This is a genomic window from Nocardia sp. NPDC051911 (assembly GCF_040681035.1).
Taxonomy (GTDB): domain Bacteria; phylum Actinomycetota; class Actinomycetes; order Mycobacteriales; family Mycobacteriaceae; genus Nocardia; species Nocardia sichangensis.
The window spans coordinates 1-21,078 of the sequence record NZ_JBFAXY010000039.1; the positions used below are offsets into that span (position 1 = coordinate 1).

Annotated in this window: 13 protein-coding genes; 11 read left to right on the forward strand and 2 right to left on the reverse strand. The window is 71.0% G+C overall.

Annotated features, from left to right (window positions below):
* The first annotated feature begins 597 nt into the window (after window positions 1-597).
* Complete coding sequence (locus AB0L97_RS33245) at window positions 598-1,011, forward strand: hypothetical protein (protein WP_355079710.1); 414 nt, start codon at window positions 598-600, stop codon at window positions 1,009-1,011.
* On the opposite strand, the gene AB0L97_RS33250 is transcribed toward AB0L97_RS33245, so the two are convergent.
* Window positions 968-5,248, reverse strand: coding sequence for an ATP-dependent DNA helicase (locus AB0L97_RS33250; protein ID WP_364437528.1), 4,281 nt, complete (start codon window positions 5,246-5,248; stop codon window positions 968-970). The two genes, AB0L97_RS33245 and AB0L97_RS33250, sit on opposite strands and share 44 nt — an antisense overlap.
* Window positions 5,249-5,291: 43 nt before the next feature.
* Window positions 5,292-8,906, reverse strand: coding sequence for an ATP-dependent DNA helicase (locus tag AB0L97_RS33255; RefSeq protein WP_364437531.1), 3,615 nt, complete (start codon window positions 8,904-8,906; stop codon window positions 5,292-5,294).
* Here AB0L97_RS33255 and AB0L97_RS33260 point away from each other — a divergent pair.
* The 10 genes from AB0L97_RS33260 to AB0L97_RS33305 all read left to right on the forward strand — a co-directional run bounded on the left by AB0L97_RS33260 (window position 8,796) and on the right by AB0L97_RS33305 (window position 21,059).
* Window positions 8,796-9,572: an alpha/beta fold hydrolase gene (locus tag AB0L97_RS33260; RefSeq protein WP_355079718.1), complete on the forward strand. Its 777-nt coding sequence runs from the start codon at window positions 8,796-8,798 to the stop codon at window positions 9,570-9,572. The genes AB0L97_RS33255 and AB0L97_RS33260 overlap by 111 nt on opposite strands.
* 4 nt (window positions 9,573-9,576) lie before the next feature.
* Window positions 9,577-9,888: an MGMT family protein gene (locus AB0L97_RS33265; protein ID WP_364437536.1), complete on the forward strand. Its 312-nt coding sequence runs from the start codon at window positions 9,577-9,579 to the stop codon at window positions 9,886-9,888.
* A 54-nt stretch (window positions 9,889-9,942) separates the two neighbouring features.
* Complete coding sequence (locus AB0L97_RS33270; protein ID WP_356960778.1) at window positions 9,943-10,698, forward strand: VOC family protein; 756 nt, start codon at window positions 9,943-9,945, stop codon at window positions 10,696-10,698.
* Window positions 10,699-10,780: 82 nt separating this feature from the next.
* Window positions 10,781-12,520 (forward strand): NTP transferase domain-containing protein, encoded by a 1,740-nt coding sequence (locus AB0L97_RS33275; protein ID WP_364437540.1) that lies wholly within the window; start codon window positions 10,781-10,783, stop codon window positions 12,518-12,520.
* 472 nt (window positions 12,521-12,992) lie between these two features.
* Window positions 12,993-13,163: a hypothetical protein gene (locus AB0L97_RS33280; protein ID WP_356960775.1), complete on the forward strand. Its 171-nt coding sequence runs from the start codon at window positions 12,993-12,995 to the stop codon at window positions 13,161-13,163.
* Window positions 13,164-13,332: 169 nt separating this feature from the next.
* Entirely contained in the window at window positions 13,333-13,674 is a 342-nt protein-coding gene (locus tag AB0L97_RS33285) for a DUF1330 domain-containing protein (protein ID WP_356960774.1), read from the forward strand.
* Window positions 13,675-13,750: 76 nt separating this feature from the next.
* The gene (mtnA, locus tag AB0L97_RS33290) at window positions 13,751-15,397 is read left to right on the forward strand and encodes an S-methyl-5-thioribose-1-phosphate isomerase (RefSeq protein WP_364437545.1); all 1,647 of its coding nucleotides are present in this window, start codon (window positions 13,751-13,753) and stop codon (window positions 15,395-15,397) included.
* Window positions 15,394-15,969, forward strand: a complete 576-nt coding sequence (locus tag AB0L97_RS33295) for a cupin (protein ID WP_364437548.1) — start codon at window positions 15,394-15,396, stop codon at window positions 15,967-15,969. Before mtnA ends, AB0L97_RS33295 begins: the two co-directional genes overlap by 4 nt.
* Window positions 15,966-16,658 carry an acireductone synthase gene (mtnC, locus tag AB0L97_RS33300; RefSeq protein ID WP_364437551.1) on the forward strand — a complete coding sequence of 231 codons (693 nt, stop codon included), beginning with the start codon at window positions 15,966-15,968 and terminating at the stop codon, window positions 16,656-16,658. Before AB0L97_RS33295 ends, mtnC begins: the two co-directional genes overlap by 4 nt.
* A gap of 690 nt (window positions 16,659-17,348) precedes the next feature.
* Window positions 17,349-21,059, forward strand: coding sequence for a nitrate reductase subunit alpha (locus AB0L97_RS33305; protein WP_355079736.1), 3,711 nt, complete (start codon window positions 17,349-17,351; stop codon window positions 21,057-21,059).
* Window positions 21,060-21,078: the final 19 nt, after the last annotated feature.

Here is a 21,078-nt window from a genome sequence, read left to right on the forward strand (position 1 = left end):
GCCCGCCGCCGCCCCCGGCCGGCCGCGGGGGGGGCCGCCCCAACGGGACGCGAGCCGGGCCGCGAACGGCGGATGCTCGGTCTCGCTTCGCTCGGAAGACGTGGTGGGGGTGCGCTGGGCACGTCGGCATCGAAGCTCGCTATCAGGTGTACGCGGTTCGTAGTGGTCGGCTACAGGATCGCTGCCCTTGCTCCTTCCTCGCGGACACAGCGCCCCGTCTCCTTCGTCGCGGCGCATCCGACGCCAGCTCGGCCGCGGACGCCAACACGATCGGTGTCGTTTCACCCGACCCGGGTACCTGCTCATTCGAGCCCGGCTCGGTTCACGGGCCGCAGCGGCAGACTGTCGAGCGGACCACCGCAGGCAAGCGCGGCGTTGGCGGTCGCTCGGTGCGAGCCAGGCTGTGTCGGCTCCGCAGTCGCGCGGTGGGGTCGCGGCGCTTCGGCTGGCGTCCGCGCTGATCACTCTCGCTCGATCTTGGTGAGGAGCGAAGGACGTGCCCGAGGCAGGGGCGGCGGTTCGGAGGTGCGGACCGCCGGGTCCGCATCCAAGTGACCCGGGGTCGACGCGCAGCGGCGCGGATGTAAGGGTGCCTGCATGGCAGAAAATACGCTGACGTCCGTGTCCGACGGTGGGCGGCGGCCCGCGCTGGCCCTGGCCGCCCTGCTGTTCGGCTCCGGGGTGCTGCATTTCGTCCGGCCGAAGCCCTTCGATTCGATCGTGCCGCGCTTCCTGCCCGGACGCGCCCGCGACTACACCTACGCCTCCGGCGCGGCCGAGATCGGTGTCGCCGCCGCCCTCGCGGTCCCGCGCACCCGCGGCTTCGGCGGACGGCTGGCGGCGCTGCTGTTCATCGCGGTGTTCCCGGCCAACGTGCAGTTCGCCGCGGACATGCTCGCCAGCGAGAAGGCGCCGCGGCTGGTGAAGATCGGCTCGGCGCTGCGGCTGCCGCTGCAGATTCCGCTCGTCACTCAGTCGCTGGCGGTGAGCCGGCGGGCGCGGCGTTCCTGATCAGCTCGGCCAGTTCGTCCGGACCGGCCAGGTTCGGGGGCGCGATGGTGCGGCCGGTGCGCACGTAGTGGAATGCGGCGCCGATCCGGGGCAGCATCTCGTGCTCGGGCCGTCCCTCGCGGGCGGCCATCAACCGCGCCCAGGCCAGGCGGTAGACGGCCAGCTGCATGGCGACCGCCGGTTCCTCGGCGGCGCTCGGCTCGGCGCCGGTCTTCCAGTCGACCACGATCCAGCCGCCGCCGGGTTCGGCGAATACCGCGTCCATCCGGCCGCGGATCACGGTGCCCGCGATCGAGGTTTCGAACGGGATCTCGACTTCGATCGGACTGCGATCGGCCCAGCGCGAGTTGAGGAACGCCTCCTGCATCGCGCTCAGCTCGGCGTCCAGGCCCGCGTCGGCCGCGCCGCCGTCGGCCGCGCCCGGCAGTTCGTCCAGACCGAGCAGGCGGGTGGAGCCGAACCACCGCTGCACCCAGGCGTGGAACGCGGTACCCCGGCGGGCCAGTGGATTCGGCGGGTAGGGCAACGGACGACGCAAGCGGGCGGCGAGCTTCGCCGGGTCGGCCCGGAGTTCGACCAGAGCGGTCGCCGCGATCTGTCCAGGTAGTTCCACCTCTTCGTCGGCGGCCGCGGCCGCGTGGTGTTCGGCGAGCAAGGCGTCGACGTCGGCGGCCCAGCCTTCCGGATCGGCGGGATCCGGCGCAAGGCGGGCGTCGTGCGGGCGGTACAGGTCCTCCGGCGAGGGCGGAGCGAAGCCGGTCGCGGCGAATGCCGGTTCGTCGGCGGACAGATACTCCTCCACCGGGTCCGGCGCCGAACCGAAATAGGGCTCGATATCCGCGTAGGGATCGGCGTATTCGATGGACCCGACCTCGAAGTCCCCCGCGAAATCGTCGGGCGGGTATTCGTCGTCGGGTGGATAGTAGGCCGGTTCATCCGCGAACCCCGGCTTGTCAGCGGGCCGGGGAGTAGGTCGATTCATCCGCGAATCCGACTCATCGCGGGGTGAATAGTAAGCCGATTCGCCGGTGAGACTCGGCTCATCACCCGGCCCGTAGTCGCCCGGCTCATGCTCGAACTCCGGCTCAGCGCCGGGCAGGCCAGAAGCCGAATCGCCGGTGAGACTCGGCTCATCACCCGGCCCGTAGTCGCCCGGTCGGTCCGCGAAACCCGGCTCGTCGACGTCCGGCGCGGACGGCATCTCGGCACGGGCAGACCTGGTTCTGCGGATCGAACCAGCAGCGCCGTGCGGCTTCGAGCCGTGGTGCCCGGCGGCGGCGGGACGGGCGCGCAAATTCGCCAGGGCAGCGCGGACCAGTGCCGCGCCTTGTTCGATGGGCTCGCGGCGGGCGCCGAGGGGGTCGCGCGGCCACTCGGCGGCCGCGGGGTTGTCGGTGAACGGGTTGACGGCGTCGGCGGCGGGCGGGTCGTCCCAGCGGTCGATCGCCAAGACGTCGCACGCCGGGCTGCCGGGGTCCTGGTGCGCGTGCTTCAACTCCAGCAGGAAATCCGAGGGGCCTTTCGGAGTGCTGCCGGTCTCCGCCCAGTAGTGGGCCGAAACGAGCAGCACCCGTTCGGTTCTGGTGAGCGCGACGTAGAACAGGCGCCGTTCCTCATCGATCCGGCGGCGCTCCAGCGCCTCCTTGTGCGCCTTGATCGCGCGGTCGAGGTCCGCGCGGTCGTACAAGTCGGTGAGCTCGAGCACCGGCACGCCCTCGGCCGCGTCGTCCTGCCTGCGGTCACCCCGCAGCGACGTGGGCAACTCGGCGAGCGCGCCCAGCCACGTGCCGGAACCGACTTTGGACGGGAACACGCCCTCCACCACGTGCGGGACCGCGACGATCTCCCATTCCAGGCCTTTCGCCGCGTGCACGGTCAGCACCTGCACCCGGTCCTTGGCGACCTCGACCTCGCCCGGCTCCAGCCCGTTCTCGACCTCTTCCGCGGCGGCGAGGAACGCGAGCAGTCCGCCGAGCGAGGCGCCGGTGTCCGCGGCGTACCCGGCCACCACATCGGCGAACGCGTCCAGATGCTCGCGTCCGGCCCCGGTGCCCGCCATAGCTCGCCGGGTTTGGGTCTCCACACCGACGCCGATGGTGCGCTCGACATCGGCGACCAGTTCCGCCAACGGCTGACCGCTGCGTTCGCGCAACGCGGCCAGTTCCCGTCCCAGCGCCTCGATGCGGGCGAACCCGGCGGGTGAATACCGCTCGGGCGGACCGGGATCGGCGATCGCGTCGGCCAGCCCGGCCTGTTCGGCGGGTTCCGGCGCCACTTCGCGCAGCGCCTCGTCCAGCGCGGCGCCGTCGGCGATCTCGGTATGTCCCTCCGATCCGGGACGCCGGATGGACAGGTCCCTGGCGCGGCGGGCGAGCGCGGCGATGTCGGCGACCCCGACGCGCCAGCGCGCGCCGGTCAGCACACGCATGGCGGCGCTGCCCGCACCCGGTTCGGCGATCAGCCGCAGGGTGGCGACGACGTCGGCGACCTCCGGTGTGGCGAGCAAGCCGCCGAGTCCAACGATCTCCACGGGAAGACCTTGTGCGCGAAGCGCTTCCGCGAGCGGCGCGGCATCGGCATTGCGGCGCACCAGTACGGCGGACGTGGGCGGCTGCTGTTGGGCCGCGTGCCGGGCAGCCCACTCCGCGGCGATTCGCCCGGCCACCCACTCCCGTTCGTCGGCGACGGTGTCGGTCAGCGCCAGCGCCACCACACCCGGCCCGGCGCCGGGCTTGGCGCGCAAGGCATCGACCGTCACCCCGCCGCTCTCGGACGCCTTGCGCCGCAACGGTTCCGCGACCAGATTCGCCAGTGCCAGCGCTTCCGGCGGATTGCGCCAGCTGGTCAGCAAGGACAACGTCGGGGCGGGCAAGCCCGGCGCGCTGGGGAAGTCGGTGGCGAACCGGGGCAGGTTCGCCGCCGAAGCGCCACGCCAGCCGTAGATGGATTGCATCGGGTCGCCGACGGCGGTCACGGCTAGGCGCTGCGTTTCGTGCCGGCGCGAACGTTGGTCCGCACGCCTCGCCACGGCGCGCGGGTCGTGTGCGCCGGCGAACCGCGGTTGTCCTTCGACGTCGTTCGCGTCGACGCCCGGCGACCGCGTGCTCTGCGCGGGGTGAGCAGGAAGCGCGTCGGTGGTCGATGACGACCCGGACCCGGTTTCCGGCAGTGTGTCCGAACTTGCCACGACGCTCTCCCGCACACCGGGCAGCGCCGCCCTCTGTGCGACTGTGTGAACGCCCGCCGGTGACGAAGCATCGTCGCCGCGACGATCGCCCGGAGGAATGTCGGGCGGAGTCGCCGGCTGCGATGTCTGCTCCTCCGGCGCGCCGCCGAACAAGGCGGCGAGCAGGACCCGCTGGGCGTGGCCGGTGTCCTGGTACTCGTCGAGCAGGACCAAGCGGAAACGGGCGCGTTCGGCGGCGGCGACCTCGGGGTGCTCGGCCGCCAACCGTGCGGCGAGGGACATCTGCGCGCCGAAGTCCAGTGCGCCCCGTCGGCGCAATGCCTCGGCGAGCTCGTGCACCAGCGGTAGCAGCGCTACCCGTTCCCGCTGCACTTGCACGATGTTCAGCAGGGTCTGGCTCGGGCCGCCCCGCTGCCGCGGGCCCGGGGGCAGCGTGTACACCAGCTTCGCCAGTTCGGTGTGCGCCTCGGCCAGTTCCTCCGGCTCGACCAGGTGCTCGGCCAGCTGCCCGGACAGCGCGAGCACCGCCTCGGTGACCGACACCGGGGTGCGATCGGTCTCCAGATCGCCGTCCCAGGTGTGCACCACCTGGTGGGCGAGCTGCCAGAGCTGGGTCGCGGTCAGCAGGGTCGCCGACGGTTCCACCGGCAGCAGCAGGCCGTGTTCGGTGAGCAACCTGCCCGCGTACGAGTGGTAGGTGCTGATCTCCGGTTCCGCGCCGGTCAGCTGGGCGCGCAGGCGGCCGCTCGGGTCCAGTTCGCGCAGCAGCGGCGCACCGGCGAGCCGGGCCAGCCTGGTCCGGATCCTGGCGGTCAGCTGTTGGGCGGCTTTGCGTGTGAAGGTCAGCCCGAGCACTTCGTCCGGCAGCACGAGCCCGTTGGCGACCATCCACACCACCCGGGCGGCCATCGTCTCGGTCTTGCCCGCGCCCGCGCCGGCGACCACGAGGGTGGGGCCCGGCGGCGCCGCGATCACGGCGGCCTGTTCGTCGGTCGGCGGCGGCAGGCCGAGCGCCTGCGCCAGCTGGTGCGGCGTCACCCCGCCCGTCACGGCGGCGCCCCGGCGACCGGCCGCGGCGGGACCGAGAGCGCGCTCACTCGTCGGTCACCTGCCTCCCGCTGTCCTGCACGGGGCAGCTGCCCGCGACCGCGCAGTGGCGGCATCCGTCGTTGCGCATGGCGAGGTAGCTAGGGCCCTGAGTGGACGACGCGGCCTGGTGGATCGTGTCACGCCAGTGCTCGAGCGCCTCGGCGTCCAGCGGAGGCTGCATGCGCTGAGTGGCGCCCTCCGCCTTGCTCGGCTTGGCGACGTACACCAATCGCGCCCCGCCGGGTTCGCCCGCCGAGCCGATCGCGGGTTCCGGCTCGGCCGAACCGGATACCTCCGGTGCGTCGAGAGCGCCTGCGGCGGCCGCTACCTGGTAAGTCGCCAGCTGCGCGTGATCGACGGCGGCCTGCTTGGTGACCGGCGACTTGCCGGTCTTCACGTCGACGATGACGAAACGGCCTTGCGCGTCTCGCTCCAGCCGGTCGACGCGGCCCCGGATCCGTACGGCGCGTTCGTCTTCCGTGCGCGCGGGCAGCACGCAGTCCACCGGCACCTCGACTCCGGCCTGGGTGAGTTCGCCGCGCGTGTTGCGCACCCAGGCCGAGAAGGTCTCCAGCATCGCCTCGGTGCGGCGCAATTCCTGCCGGGAATGCCAGCCGGTCCCCGGATCCACCGCCCGCCAGGCGCGATCCAACGCGGCGCGCACCTGTTCCTCGGGCACTTTGCCCGCCAGCGCCTGCACGAGCGTGTGCACCAGATTGCCCTTGACGGCGTGCGGGTTGTCGCCGTCGGTACCGCCGTTGCGTTCCAGCGCCCAGCGCAGCGGGCAGGTGCGTAGCAATTCGACGGTGGAGGGCGACAGCGCGACCGCGCCGTCGTCCTCGGTCCACAGCGGTCGCCGCGAGCTGAGTTCGGTGGTGCCGTACCAGTCGTCGGGGTGGGTACCCCGGACGCCCGCGTCGGCCAGCCGCGCGAGCTGGTGCGCGGCGCGGCGCCTGCGTTCCGGGTCGGCCTCCGGATCGCAGACCACGCCGCGCAATTCGGCGACCAGCGAGTGCATCACCAGGGCGCGGCCGGGGTCGGCCACCGGGAGCGCACCGGGCTCGCCGTCGTCGTCGTGTCCGAGCAGTTCGGCGAGAAAGCGCGACGGCACCAGATCGCGTTCGCCCGCGACCGATTCCACGGCGGTGACCAGCAGCGACCGCCGGGCCCGGCTGCACGCGACGAGCAGCAACCTGCGCTCCTCGGCGAGGATCGGCGCCGCACGGCTCACCCGCTCCCCGGCATCGGACACCCCGGCGGTGAGATCGACCAGATCTTCGGTGTGCAAGAGGGTGCCGCGGGTGCGCGGATCGGGCCAGATCCCTTCCTGGACGGCGGCGACGGCGACCACATCCCATTCCCGCCCCGCGGCGGCGTGCGCGCTCAGCAGCGCCACCGCTTCGCCCGGCAGTGTACGAGGCGCCGCGTCCTGCGGAATCTCCTGCTGCGTCAGGTATTCGACGAACCCTTCGATGCTCGCGCGCGGCAACCGGTCGACATAGGCGGCGGCCGCGTCGAACAACGCGACCGCGGCGTCCAGATCGCGATCGGCCTGCATGCCGACCGCGCCGCCGCGCTCGGACTGCGCCACCCAGCGCCGTTCCAGCCGAGAACCGGTCCACAGCGCCCACAGCACGTCCTCCAGGCCCGCGCCGCGCCCGCGCACCTTGCGCGCCCGGCGCAGCGCGTCCAGCACCCGGCGCAGCGGCGCGGCCTCGACCTCGGTGAGCCGGTCCATGATGGCCGGATCGCCGGTCCCGATCAGCAGATCGCGCAACATCAGTGCGGAGGGGCGGTCGATGTCCGAGTCGCGGTCGGTCGGCGAATCGTCGCCCGCGTCCGATGTTTTCGCCCCGGCGCGCACCGATTCCAGCACCGCGCGCCGGATGCCGCGGCGCAACCGGCGCAAAGCGATCTGGTCCGCGCCGCCCAGCGGCCCGGACAGCAGATCGAGGGCGTCCTCCGGCTCGAACGCCGGTTCCGCGCCCCGTTGCGCCTGCTCCCCCGCCAGGACCGCGCGCAGCGAGAGCAGCATCCAAGCCGCGCCGCGCCTGCGCGCCAGCGGCGTGTCCAGCGCGGGCTGCCGCACCGGCACGCCCGCGGCGAGGAGGGCGCGGCGCAGCGGCGCCAGCGACAGCGGTACCGAACGGACGATCACCGCCATCCGCGACCATGGCAGCCCGCCGGTGAGATGCGCGCGGCGCAAGTGGTCGGCGATGAGCGCGGCCTCTTTCGCCGGCGTGGCCAGCACGCGCACGCGCACCTCGGTGCCGTCCTCCCGCGGGCCGGTGTCTTCCGGCACGGGGATGCGCTGCGGCGCACTACCCGGCAGGCGTGCCGCGATCCGGGCGACCGCCAGCTCCACCTGACCGCTGAACCGATGGTTGTCGCGCAACACGACTCGCCGCTCGGGTGGCACGTCGAGTTCGGCGACGAATCGCGCGTCGGCGCCGCGGAAGGCGAACACGGCTTGGTCGGGATCGCCCGCGACCACCGTGGTCCTGGCGCTGTGCCCGATCGCTCGCACCAGGATCGCCGCCTGCGGGTCCAGGTGCTGCGCGTCGTCGACCAGCAGGTATCGGATCCTGGCGCGTTCGGCGGCAAGCAGATTCGGGTCGGCGGCCAGGGCGTCCAGCGCCGCGCCGACGAGTTCGGCGGCGTCCAGCGCGGGCGCGGTCGCCTCCGGCGCATCGACGCCCACCGACCAGCGCAGCAGCATCGTCTGCTCGTAGCGGAGGGCGAACCTGCCCGCCGCCACCCATTCGGGCTTGGCGTGCTCGCGGCCGAGGCGCACCAGGTCCTCCGGCCCGATGCCGCGTTCGGTGGCCCGGAGCATGAGATCGCGCAACTGTTCGGCGAACCCGCCGAGCGCGAGGGCGGGCCGCAGTCGCTCCGGCCACAATCCGTGCGCGCCCTCGGCCATGTCCGCCAGATCGCCGCGCAGCATCTCGCGCACCACGGCGTCCTGTTCGGCTCCGGTCAGCAGACGCGGCGGCGGGTTGCCGTGCGCCATCGCGTGCCTGCGCAGCACAGAGAAGGCGTACGAGTGCAGGGTGCGCACCAAGGGTTCTCGTGTGGCGCCGGGCACACCGCCCTCCGCGCCGGGGCCCGGGCCGCTCAGCCGCGTGGTGATGGCGTCTCGTACAGCGCCCGCGGCTTGTTTCGAATGGGTCAGTACCAGCACCGATTCCGGGTCGGCTCCGGCCGCGATGCGCCCGGCGGCGAGGTCGACCAGCAGGGCGGTCTTACCCGTGCCCGGGCCGCCGAGCACCTGCCAGGGCCGCCATCCCGGGCGCGCTGGACCGGCCTCGGCCGCGGCGTCCAGCAGCGCGCGGACGTCGGCGCCCCAGTCTCGCGGCCGGGGCGCCACCACGTTCCGGCGAACCAGTCGCACCGCGCCATCCGATCGCACCACGCGGGCTATTGCAACAGACACGACCGACACGCCGGTACACGCCTCCGCCCGACCGGCGCTGCGGCCGATCACGGCGCAGGTCAGAATGGACCGGTGTCTGTTCTGAATGTCCACCGGTTCGGTCCGACGACGGGACCGGTGGTGCTCGCCCTGCACGGTGTGACCGGTCACGGCAAACGCTGGGAAGATCTGGCGACCCGGCATCTGCCCGACGTACGGGTGCTCGCACCGGATCTGCGCGGGCACGGCCGCTCGACCTCGCTGCCGCCGTGGAACTTCGAGACCATCGTCGAGGACCTGGTCGAGTTGGTCACCGCCGAGGCGGACGGCCCGGTGGTGGTTGTCGCGCACTCCTTCGGCGGCGCGTGCGCGCTGCACCTGGCCCATCGGCATCCCGAACTGGTGCGCAAACTGGTGCTGCTCGATCCGGCGATCGCGCTGGAGCCGGAATGGCTCAACGAGATCGCGCTGTCCACCCTGGTCTCGGCCGACTACGACAGCGTCGACCACGCGCGCCAGGACAAACTCGACACCGGCTGGGGCGATGTGGAGCCGCGATTGCTGGAAGCCGAACTCGACGAACACTTGATGCCCACCGCCGACGGGCGCTTCGGCTGGCGGATGAGCCTGCCAGCGATCAACTCCTACTGGGGCCAGCTGGCCCGCCACTGGGTGCTTCCGCCCGCCGACCTGCCGACCGTGCTGGTGCAGGCGATGAAGGTGCACCCGCCGTTCGTCACGCCGGAATTCCGCGCGGCGCTCACCGAGCACATGGGCGCGGGCCTGACCGTGCTCGAATGGAACTGCGATCACATGGTCGCCCAGGCGTATCCGGCCCAGACCGGCGAACTTGTGCGCTCGGTGCTCTGAGCCGATGCCGATCACCGACGCCCAGATCGAGCAGGTGCGCGCGCTGGTGGCGGCGGTTCCGGCCGGCCGGGTGGTCACCTACGGCGACATCGCGGCGGCCGCCGGTTTGTCGACGCCGCGCACAGTGGGCTGGATCATGCGCACCGACTCGGCCGATCTGCCCTGGCATCGGGTGCTCGGCGCGAGCGGCCGTCCCGCCGCCCATCTGGCTCATCGCCAGCTGCGCCTGCTGGCCGAAGAGGGCGTGCCGATCCGGGACGGACGCGTCGACCTGCGCGCCGCACGCTTCCCGCTGCCCGATCTCCCCGGCGACTGAGCGCCGCTTTCCGAAATTCCTCCGTGCCGGAATGGCGGCCAGTACCGTTGATCCATGCCCACCCGCCTGGCATGTGTCGTGTTCGACGCCGACCGGCCGCGTTCGGTCGCGGATTTCTGGGCCGAACTGCTGGGCTGGAGTGTCACCCTCGACCGCCCCGACGAGGTGAACGTGGCGGCTCCCGACGCCGACGGCGGCGACTTGGCGCTCACCTTCCTGCCCGCGATGCGGGCCAAGGTCGGCAAGAATCGCCTGCACCTCGATCTGGCCACCCGCTCGCTGGACCACCAGCGCACCCAGGTGGACCGGGCGCTGGCCTTGGGCGCGCGCTCGATCAACATCGGGCAGGGCGCGGTGCCGTGGGCGGTGCTCGCCGATCCGGAGGGCAACGAGTTCTGCGTGCTCGAACCGAGGGAGGAGTACGTGGACACCGGGGCCGTCGCGGCGGTCGTGGTCGACACGCGCGATCCGCAACGCCTGGCCGAATTCTGGTCGGCCGCCACCGGCTGGCCGTCCATGCGGCGCGGCGAGCGGCTGGCCGGATTACGCGCACCGACCGGACTCGGCTCCTGGCTGGAGTTCGTGCGCACGCCCGACGCGGGGTCGGGCCGGACCAGAATGCGCCTGGATCTCACGTCGTTCCCGGCCGACGACCGGGCCGCCGAGGTGGCCCGGCTGCACGCGGCGGGCGCCACCTCCATCGACCGTGGCGCCCCGGCCCCCGACCGGGAAACCGACCTCGTGCTCGCCGACCCGGAACTCAACGAGTTCCGGCTGCTGCCACCGGCCCGCTTCTGGTCGAACGCCTGATCGACGCCGTCCGCTCCCCGGCTTCCCCATGGTGACGAATTAGCATGGCCGCCATGGTGTACCTGACTCCGGGTCGTGGCGTGTGACGGCCGCCGACGCGATCGTGCTCGCGGGCGGCCGGGCCAGCCGGATGGGCGGCGTGGACAAACCGGCCATCGTCATCGGCGGCCGTTCCATGCTCGAAGTGGCGCTCGCCGCCGTCGCCTCGTGCGCGCGGACGGTGGTGGTCGGACCGCACCGTCCCGAGTTGGCGCCGGAGATCACGCAGGTTCGCGAGGTGCCGCCCGGATCGGGTCCGGTGGCGGCGATCGACACGGGGCTGCGGGCCCTCGGCTCCGCCGCCCCGCTGGTCGTGGTCCTTGCCGCCGACCTTCCGTTCCTGTCCCCGTCGGCGATCGCCGAACTCATCCGGCACGCCACCGAATCGGGAGCGGACGCGGTGTTCGCGGCCGACGAGTCGGGTCGGCCGCAATACCTGATCGGGGTGTGGCGGCGTTCCGCGCTTGCGGCCGCGCTGGACGAGCTCGACGCGCTGATCAATCAGCCGATGAAGGCGCTGGTGCCCGCAGCCGCCGGGATCATCCCGCTCTCCGGCGTCGGCGACTGCGACACCGAAGAGGAGGTGCGACAGGCCAGAGCGGCGGTGGACGCGCCACGCCAGCAACCACCGCTCGAGCTCGGCGAGGCGCGAAACCTGCTGCGTACCGAACTTTCCCGGCTTACCGCGTACGAAGCCGACCTGTCATCGGTGATCGGGGCCGCGCTCGCGGGCCCATTGACGGCCGCCGGGCCGCTGCCTCGCTTCGACGTCTCGGCGATGGACGGTTACGCCGTGGCGGGCGACGGGCCGTGGCGCCTGCGCCGCGACGTCGGCTTCGCGGGCGGACGGCGTCCGGTGGGGCTGCTGCCGGGCGAGGCGGTGCGCATCGCCACGGGCGCGCACGTCCCCGATGGCACCACGGGCGTGCTGCGCGACGAGTTCGCGCACGTCGCCGACGAAACGCTGTACCGCCTGCCGGACACCCCGCTGCGCGACGACATCCGCCGCCGCGGCGAGGACCGGGCGGCCGGTGATCCGGTCGCGCCGGAGGGTGCACCGGTCACCGCGGCGCTGGTCTCCGCGGCCGCGAGCGTCGAGGTCACCGCCGCGCCGGTGCGCGGCCCGGTCCGCGCGCACGTCGTCATGACCGGTGACGAGATCCGCAGCGAAGGTCCACTGCAGGCGGGGCAGACCCGCGATTCGATCGGCCCGGTCCTGCCGGAACTGCTGGCCAGGTATGGCATTCGCACCACCGATCGGGTGCACCTGCGCGACACTCCGCACGGATTCGACGAGGTCCTGACCGTCGCGCCGGATCGCGACCTGCTGGTGATCGTCGGCGCGACGGGCGGCGGGGCGGCCGATCAGCTCCGTGCCGCCCTGACCCGCGCCGGAGCCCAGATCGTGGTGCCGCGGCTGCGGCTGCGGCCGGGCGGTTCCACCGTCGTCGCCCGGCTCACCTCCGGCACCACGGTGCTCGGCCTGCCGGGCAACCCGTTCGCCGCCGTCGCGACGCTCATGGCGCTGGCACCCGCGATCGTCGAGGGCCGCACCGGCGCGCTCCCCGCCCGCCCGCTGCGCGGACCGCTGCACAACGCCGCCGAGATCGCCGGACAGGTGACGCGCATCGTTCCGGCTCGCGCCGCCGAGGAAGGCGGATGGATCGGCGACCCGGTTGTCCGGACGGCACATCTGGGCGGCCTGATCGACCGCGACGGCCTGGTGGTCGTCCCGCTCGATGCCGGGGACGGCGCGATCGTCGAATTCCTGCCGCTGCGCTGAACCCTTCGGCCCGCGGGTGCGTCGTGGACCGAACGAAACTGGTTGCGGGCCTTGGCTTCAGCGAGTTCGAGTGGGCGCGGAATACGGGGGTGCGCCGATGCTCGGCCGACGTCGATCCGAAGTCGCTGCGGTGCAGCGGGTTTCGTTGCCACGGGAACCCGCACGCGCACTCCTTCGCGGCAGCGGAGTCGAACGCGATATACGTCGGCGAAGCGATCCACGAGGCAAATAAAACGAACGCCTGACCGCCGTTTTCATCCGGCCCAACCCGCCTCGACCTGGTCGGAAGAAAAAGTCGAACTGAACTGGATTCATTACTGAATACAGGGTTCAAAAGCGCTCTTACCAGCGCGAACACAACAACCGAGCCGCTCGGAGCCATATTTTTCATTTCCTCTTCCACAGGCCATTCCCGCTCGCTATCGTGTGTTCGTTAGGCGAATATCAATCCCCCGGAAAGGACCGAGTGGAGATGACTGAAAAGTCGAAGAAAACGCCTAAGAAAATGCCGAAGCAGATGCCGAGGCAGCAGCAGCAACAGCGCCAAGAGCAGGACATCCGCGAGGGCGCTGACATGGAAGGCCGTCGGGGCAACCGGTCCGAGATGCCCGACCGGCGCGGCGAGCAGGAGCGCCGCCGCTAGCTGATCTGCGCCACCCGCGCCGCCGGCCCCACCTCCTCCCGGGACCGGCGGCCGCGGTCGTTTCGGGGCCCTCGTGCTTACCCCGGAGGTAATTGCCACCCCGCGCGAGGCGGACCTACCGTCGGTTCGACGCCATCTCCGGCGTCGTCGAACGAAGGAACCACACGCCATGTCCGCCTATGGCTTCGCCCATCTCCGCAGTCGCAGGCCGCATCCCGACATCCTCGAATACCTGGAGCGCATCCAGGCCACCTTGGACCCGTTCGGCGGCCGCTTCGTCATCCACGGCTCCCCTGCCGAGGTCGTGGAAGGCGACTGGCCCGGCAGCATGGTGCTGATCGAGTTCCCCGGGATGACCGAGGCGCGGGAGTGGTATCACTCGCCCGCTTATCAGGAGATCCTGCCGCTGCGCGCCGATCACATCGACGGCGACCTGCTGCTCATCGAGGGCGTCGGCCCCGACTACGACCCGCGCGAACGCGCCGCCAAACTGCGCGCCGGGGCGGCCTGACGCGATTTCGGCTCGCCGTCCGGCGTCCGATACCGTTGACCAGGCACGACCCGGTTCGACGCGAAGGATGCGCCTGATGGACGACAGCTCACTGGTCTGGGACGACGGCACGCTCGTCACCATCGACCAGCGCGGACTGCCGCACGAGGTGCGTGAGCTGCGGCTGAGCACCGTCGACCAGGTCATCGACGCGATCGAGACGCTGGCCGTTCGCGGCGCGCCCGCCATCGGCATCGCGGGCGCGTTCGGCGTCGTCATCGCCACCGCCGCGCACACCGTAGGCGGCGTGGTGGACGAGACCGCGGCGCAGGCCGAAGCGGACCGGATCGCGGCGGCCCGGCCGACGGCGGTCAATCTGGCCTGGGCGGTGCGGCGGGTCCGGGCGAAGGTGGGCAGGGGCGCCGACGCGGTCCTCGCCGAGACCCTCGACATGCTGGCCGAAGACGGCCGGGTCAACCGGGCCGCCGCCACCAACGCCGCCGACCTGGTGCAGCGCCTGTGTCCGGACCGGCCGCTGCGCGTGCTCACCCATTGCAACACCGGACGACTCGCGACCAGCGCGTTCGGCACCGCCATCGGCACGCTGCGGGTGCTGTCCGAGCGCGGCGCGATCGAGCAGGTGCTGGTGGACGAGACCCGCCCGCTGCTGCAAGGCGCCCGCCTGACCACGTGGGAACTGGCCGAGGCGGGCATCCCGCACCGGCTGACCATCGATTCCGCCGCCGCCTGGGCGATGGCGACCGGACAGGTCGACTGCGTGCTGGTCGGCGCCGACCGGGTCACCGCCAACGGCGACGTCGCCAACAAGATCGGCACCTACGGTCTCGCGCTCGCCGCCCGCCACCACGGCATCCCGTTCGTCGTGGTGGCCCCGGAGTCGACCCGCGACCTCTCGATGGCCACCGGCCGGGAGATCGTCGTGGAGGAACGCGCGGCGGCCGAGGTGACCGGATTCGGCGGTGTGGCAACGGCTCCCGCGCACACCGAGGTCTTCAACCCGGCCTTCGACGTCACGCCCGCCGATTTGGTGACCGCGGTGGTCACCGAAGAGGGTGTGGTGCACCGGTCCGATCGGTCGCCCGGCGCGGAAATCGCGGACCTCGCCCGCGAGCTGTACCGGCGCGGCTGGATGCCGGGTACGGCGGGCAATATCTCCGTGCGCACCGGCGCGACCGCCGTGGTCACCGGGAGCGGGCTGTCCAAAGGGGAGCTCACCGAGCGCGACATGGTCACCGTGCGCGTCGCGGACTCCGCGCCCGTGACCGATCAGGGGCGCAAACCCTCCGCGGAGACGACGATCCACACCGCCGTCTACCGGGCCCGTCCGGCGCAAGCGGTCGTGCACATCCATCCGCCGTTCGCCACGGCACTGGCCACCCGCTCGGCGACGCCGGGAATGCTCGGCACGCTGCGGATCACCGACTACGAGTTGATCAAGGGACTCGGTGGCGGCGATCCGGCCGTCGCGGACATCCCGGTCTTCCCGAACTGGCCCGAGGTGCCGCGCATCGGGGCCGACATCGAGCGCTATCTCCTCGACCACCCCGACGCGCTTCCGGTCCTGATCATCGCCGGGCACGGGATCACAGCGTGGGGCGATGATCTCGCCCAGGCGCGCGATCGCGCCGAATGCCTGGAAGCATTGTGTGAGCTGGTGTGCCGCACCGGTAGTCCGGCGGCGTTCGGCCCGCGCGACGATTTTCTCGAGATTGGACTGACATGACCCTGCTGCAGGTGATGGCCGCCGACAACGCGGCCGACGTGCGCGTACGCACCAGCGACGACGAGATGATCGGCACCGAACTCGCCAGGCACGGCATCACGTTCGGCCGCTGGCCGGTGGTGGAGAACGCCGCGTCGGTGCCGTCGGAGGAGTTGCTCGCGCACTACGAGACGAACGTCGCCGAACTGAACGAGACCGGGCGCTACAAGCACATCGACATCGCCCGCATCCACCCCGACGACGCCGACCCGCAGTGGCCGGAGATCGCCAAGGGCGCCCGAGGGAAGTTCCTCGACGAGCACCGCCACGCCGAAGACGAGGTGCGCTTCTTCGCCGCCGGGCGCGGTTGCTTCTACCTGCACCTGGGCGAGGAAGTTCTCGCGGTGGTCTGCGAGGGCGGCGATCTGCTCTCGGTTCCGGCGGGCACGCTGCACTGGTTCGACATGGGCGAACGCCCCGACTTCATCGCCATCCGCTTCTTCGAGGAGGAGGACGGCTGGGTCGGCGACTTCACCGGCGACAAGATCAGCGCGGGCTTCCCCACCCTCGACGAGCTGCTCACCGCGCCGTGATCGACGCCGTCGTCGTCGACATCGAGGGCACCACCAGTCCCACCGCCGCGGTTCGCGAAGACCTGTACGGCTACACCCGCGAACGGCTTCCGGAGTGGCTGGCCGAGAACAGCTCCGCGGCCGCGGCGCCCGTGCTGGCCGCGACCAGGCAGCTGGCCGGGCGGCCGGACGCGGACCCGGCCGAAGTCGCCGCGATCCTGCGCGGGTGGCTCGACACCGACGTGAAGGCCGAGCCTTTGAAGACCGCGCAGGGTCTGATCTGCGCGGAGGGTTTCCGCAGCGGCGCACTGCACGGCGAGTTCTTCCCCGACGTGCCACCGGCCCTGGCCGCGTGGCACGCCGCGGGTCTCGCGCTGTACGTCTACTCCTCGGGATCGATTCGCAATCAGCAGGATTGGTTCGCCTTCGCGCATGGAGGCAGTCTGTCCGGCCTGATCAGCGGCTACTTCGATCTGTCGACGGCGGGCGGAAAACGCGAGGCGTCCTCCTACGACAAGATCGCGGGCGCCATCGGCGCACCCGCCGAGCGCATCCTGTTCCTGTCCGATCACCCGGACGAACTCGACGCCGCCGTCGCCGCTGGGTGGCGAGTGGTCGGGCTGGCCCGACCCGGCGAACCCAATCCACCTCGGCCGCCACACCACTGGGCCGACACGTTCGCCGACATCAACCCCGCCGACCAGGTCTGATCGCGCAGATAACCTCCTCGGAACCGCGACCACTTTCGGCCGGATCGACCGAGCCGCGCGTCGGTCCATATGCCGATGTCGTTTCCGTCCACCGTGGGGCCGTGTTGCGAGAGGACGGCGTTACCGCGAGTCGGCAGCCGTTCCACCACCGCACGGCCGATCCGTCGTCCACCGCCGGTTGTCATGAGCGACAGTGTCACCCGGCGGGTGGTAGCCAGACTGGCGACGCCACCCGGACCCGATCGAGGCGACGGCGGATCGGGCGGAGCCTGGAGCACAGTGCAATTGATCGACGTCGAGCGAATTCACAGCGAATTGTGATTACGCTTACAATACGTTGCCACCGAGCCGCGAGCGAAACTCGCCGGAACACTGGAAAAATGCCCCACTGAAGATCGATCCAATGTGTTAACAAATGTAAAGCACTGGAGAACCCGCCGTTTCCAAAGCATCACCGACATGCGTGCGGGCGGACTCCTCGGATCCGATTTTGTCCAGTTCAGAGCCGTTTGCCCCTGGTCGGCCCAGCGGATGCCGCCCGATAGCACCGCGCTACCGTGACCGTGAGGTTGCGCCGGTCTCACAACTCACCACCCTTCCGAATGGGCTGTGAGAAAGACGTTTGGTCAGCCGTGCGCGCCTCTTTACAGTCGGAACATCAACCCGATCGCACAGCTCGAAGGGGACGTCGTGGTTAATTCGCGTACCCAGGGTCATACACCCTCCGCCCCGGCCACCGACGCCGGGGACGCGCTCCTGCGGCTGGGGAAATATTTCCACCGGGGCGAGATATCGTCCGATCAGCGGACGCTGCACAAGGTCGGCGGTCGCAGCGCCGACGAGTTCTACCGGGATCGCTGGTCGCACGACAAGGTGGTGCGCTCCACGCACGGCGTGAACTGCACCGGGTCCTGTTCGTGGAAGATCTACGTCAAAGACGGTGTGATCACCTGGGAGTCACAGCAGACCGACTACCCCTCCGTGGGCTCGGACAAGCCGGAGTACGAGCCGCGCGGCTGCCCGCGCGGCGCGTCGTTCTCCTGGTACACCTATTCGCCCGCCCGGGTGCGCTACCCGTACGTGCGCGGCACGTTGCTGGAGCTGTACCGGGAAGCCAAGTCCCGGCTCAAGGATCCGGTGCTGGCCTGGGGCGAGATCGTCGAAGACCCCGAGAAGGCGCGCAGCTACAAGGCCGCGAGGGGCAAGGGCGGATTCGTCCGCGCCGAGTGGTGGGAGGCGGCCGAAATCGCCGCTGCCGCACACGTTTACACGATCAAGCAGTACGGCCCGGACCGGGTGGCTGGGTTCTCGCCGATCCCCGCCATGTCGATGGTCAGCCACGCCGTCGGCGCCCGCTTCATCTCGCTGCTCGGCGGCTCCATGCTGTCGTTCTACGACTGGTACGCCGACTTGCCGGTGGCATCGCCGCAGGTGTTCGGCGACCAGACCGACGTGCCGGAGTCCGCGGACTGGTTCGACGCGGGCTATCTCATCATGTGGGGCTCGAACGTGCCGGTCACCCGGACGCCGGACGCGCACTACATGACCGAGGCCCGCTACCGGGGCCAGAAGGTGGTCGTGGTCTCCCCCGACTACGCCGACAACACCAAGTTCGCCGACGAGTGGGTGCCCGCGCGTCCCGGCACCGATGCCGCGCTGGCCATGGCGATGGGCCACGTGGTGCTGAAGGAGTTCTTCGTCGAGAAGTCGACGCCGCGATTCCTCGACTACATCAAGCGCTACACCGATCTGCCGTACCTGATCACGCTGGACGAGCGCGACGGGGCCTACCTGCCCGGCAAGTTCCTCACCGCCGCCGACCTGGGCCGCACCGGCGAGGGCGTCGAGTTCCAGACGGTGCTGCTGGACGCGCAGGCGCAGCCGGTGGTGCCGAACGGGTCGCTCGGTCATCGGTTCGGCGAAGCGGGAACCGGCCGCTGGAACCTCGATCTCGGGGACGTCGATCCCCTTCTGAGTCTGTACGGCCGCACCGACGATGCTGCGGCTGTACAGATTCCCCGCTTCGACAGCGACGTTCCCGGCGTGCTCGTGCGCGGCGTGCCGACCACGACCGTCGCGGGCAAACGTGTCACCACGGTCTTCGATCTGCTGCTCGCCCAGTACGGCGTCGGCCGCGACGGACTGCCCGGCACGTGGCCGAGCGGCTACGACGACGCGACCGAGCCCTACACCCCGGCCTGGCAGGAAGCCATCACCGGCGTGCCCGCCGTGCAGGCCCAGCGCATCGCGCGGGAGTTCGCCGACAACGCCGACCGGTCCGGCGGCCGCTCGATGATCCTGATGGGCGCGGGCACCAACCATTGGTTCCACTCCGATCAGATCTACCGCGCGTTCTTCACCCTTACCCTGCTGACCGGCTGCCAAGGCGTGAACGGCGGCGGCTGGGCGCATTACGTCGGGCAGGAGAAGTGCCGCCCGGTCACCGGCTGGTCCACCCTGGCCTTCGGCCTGGACTGGCAGCGCCCGCCGCGGCAGATGCAGGGCACCGTGTTCTGGTACCTGACCAACGACCAGTGGCGCTACGACCCGTTCACCGCCGAGTCGTTCGCCTCTCCGCTCGGCACGGGCAAGTTCGCCGGGCGCACGGCCGCCGACAACATCGCGCTGGCCAGCCGGCTGGGCTGGATGCCGAGCTACCCCACCTTCGACCGCAACCCGCTCGACCTGGTCGACGAGGCCGAGGCCGCGGGCAAGACCGCGCCGGAGCACGTGGTGGACGGGTTGAAGTCCGGCGACCTGAAATTCGCCTGCGAGGACCCGGACGCGCCGGAGAACTTCCCACGCTGCCTGACCGTGTGGCGGGCGAACCTGCTCGGTTCCTCCGGCAAGGGCAACGAGTACTTCCAGCGCCACCTGCTCGGCGCCGACTCCAACCTGCAGGGCGCCGAAGCCACCGGCGTGCGGCCGCAGGAGCTGAACTGGCGGGAGACCGCCGCCACCGGCAAGCTGGACCTGCTGCTGTCGCTGGACTTCCGGATGACCAGCACCACGCTGTTCTCCGACATCGTGCTGCCCGCCGCCACCTGGTACGAGAAGCACGACCTGTCCTCCACCGACATGCACCCGTTCGTGCACGCGTTCTCCCCGGCCATCTCGCCGCCCTGGGAGGCCAAGACCGACTTCGACGCCTTCCACCGGATCGCGCGCGGCTTCTCCTGGATGGCCGAGAAGCACTTGGGCAAGCGCAAGGACATCGTCGCCGTTCCGTTGCAGCACGACTCGCCGGACGCGACGGCGCAGGCGGGCGGCCGCGTGCTGGACTGGAAAGCCGGTGAGTGCGAGCCGATTCCGGGCAAGACCATGCCGAAGCTGGTCGTGGTCGAACGCGATTACCCGAAGATCGCGGAGAAGATGGCCGCGCTCGGGCCGCTGGTCGACACGCTCGGCGTCACCACCAAGGGCGTCACCACCTATCCCGACCAGGAGGTGGAGTACCTGGCCGGGGTGAACGGCACGGTCGTGTCCGGTGTCGCGCAGGGCCGCCCGTCGCTGGCCAAGGACACGCACGCGGCCGAGGCGATCCTCGCGCTGTCGGGCACCACCAACGGCAGGCTCGCGGTGGAGGGCTTCCACGCGCTGGAACGCCGCACCGGAACGAAACTGGCCGACCTGGCCGCCGAGCACGAGGGCAAGCGGATCACCTTCGCCGACACCCAGGCGCGCCCGGTGCCGGTGATCACCTCGCCGGAGTGGTCGGGCAGCGAGACCGGCGGACGCCGGTACTCGCCGTTCACCATCAACACCGAGCGGCTCAAGCCCTGGCACACGCTCACCGGGCGGCAGCACTTCTACCTCGATCACGACTGGATGATCGAGCTCGGCGAGCAGCTGCCGATCTTCCGTCCGCCGCTGGACATGACCGCGCTGTTCCGCGAGCCCTCGATCGGCGAGGTCGGCGAGCGGGGCGTCACGGTGCGTTACCTGACGCCGCACTCGAAATGGTCGATCCACTCCGCCTACCAGGACAACCTGCACATGCTCACGCTCTCGCGCGGCGGTCAGACGATTTGGATGTCCGATCGCGACGCGGCGAAGATCGGCGTGGCCGACAACGACTGGATCGAGGCGATCAACCGCAACGGCATCGTGGTGGCTCGCGCCATCGTCAGCCACCGGATGCCGGAGGGCACGGTGTTCATGTACCACGCCCAGGACCGCGCGGTGGACGTGCCGCGTATCGAGGGCATCGGCGAGGACACCAAGGGCCGGGGCAAGCGCGGCGGCATCCACAACGCGCTCACCCGCATCATGATCAAGCCCTCGCATCTCATCGGCGGCTACGCGCAGCAGTCCTTCGCGCTGAACTACCACGGCCCCACCGGAAATCAACGCGACGAGGTGACCACGATTCGCAGGCGCTCGCAGGAAGTGGAGTACTGACATGGGCGAGCGCGGCACG

Excerpts from the sequence above, each read along its gene's own strand:
- AB0L97_RS33245 (WP_355079710.1), top strand. The coding sequence starts at position 598 with ATGGCAGAAAATACGCTGACGTCCGTGTCCGACGGTGGGCGGCGGCCC.
- AB0L97_RS33255 (WP_364437531.1), bottom strand. The coding sequence starts at position 8,906 with ATGCCGGGTCGCCAGATCTTCCCAGCGTTTGCCGTGACCGGTCACACC.
- AB0L97_RS33265 (WP_364437536.1), top strand. The coding sequence starts at position 9,577 with ATGCCGATCACCGACGCCCAGATCGAGCAGGTGCGCGCGCTGGTGGCG.
- AB0L97_RS33270 (WP_356960778.1), top strand. The coding sequence starts at position 9,943 with ATGCCCACCCGCCTGGCATGTGTCGTGTTCGACGCCGACCGGCCGCGT.
- AB0L97_RS33280 (WP_356960775.1), top strand. The coding sequence starts at position 12,993 with ATGACTGAAAAGTCGAAGAAAACGCCTAAGAAAATGCCGAAGCAGATG.
- AB0L97_RS33285 (WP_356960774.1), top strand. The coding sequence starts at position 13,333 with ATGTCCGCCTATGGCTTCGCCCATCTCCGCAGTCGCAGGCCGCATCCC.
- mtnA (WP_364437545.1), top strand. The coding sequence starts at position 13,751 with ATGGACGACAGCTCACTGGTCTGGGACGACGGCACGCTCGTCACCATC.
- AB0L97_RS33295 (WP_364437548.1), top strand. The coding sequence starts at position 15,394 with ATGACCCTGCTGCAGGTGATGGCCGCCGACAACGCGGCCGACGTGCGC.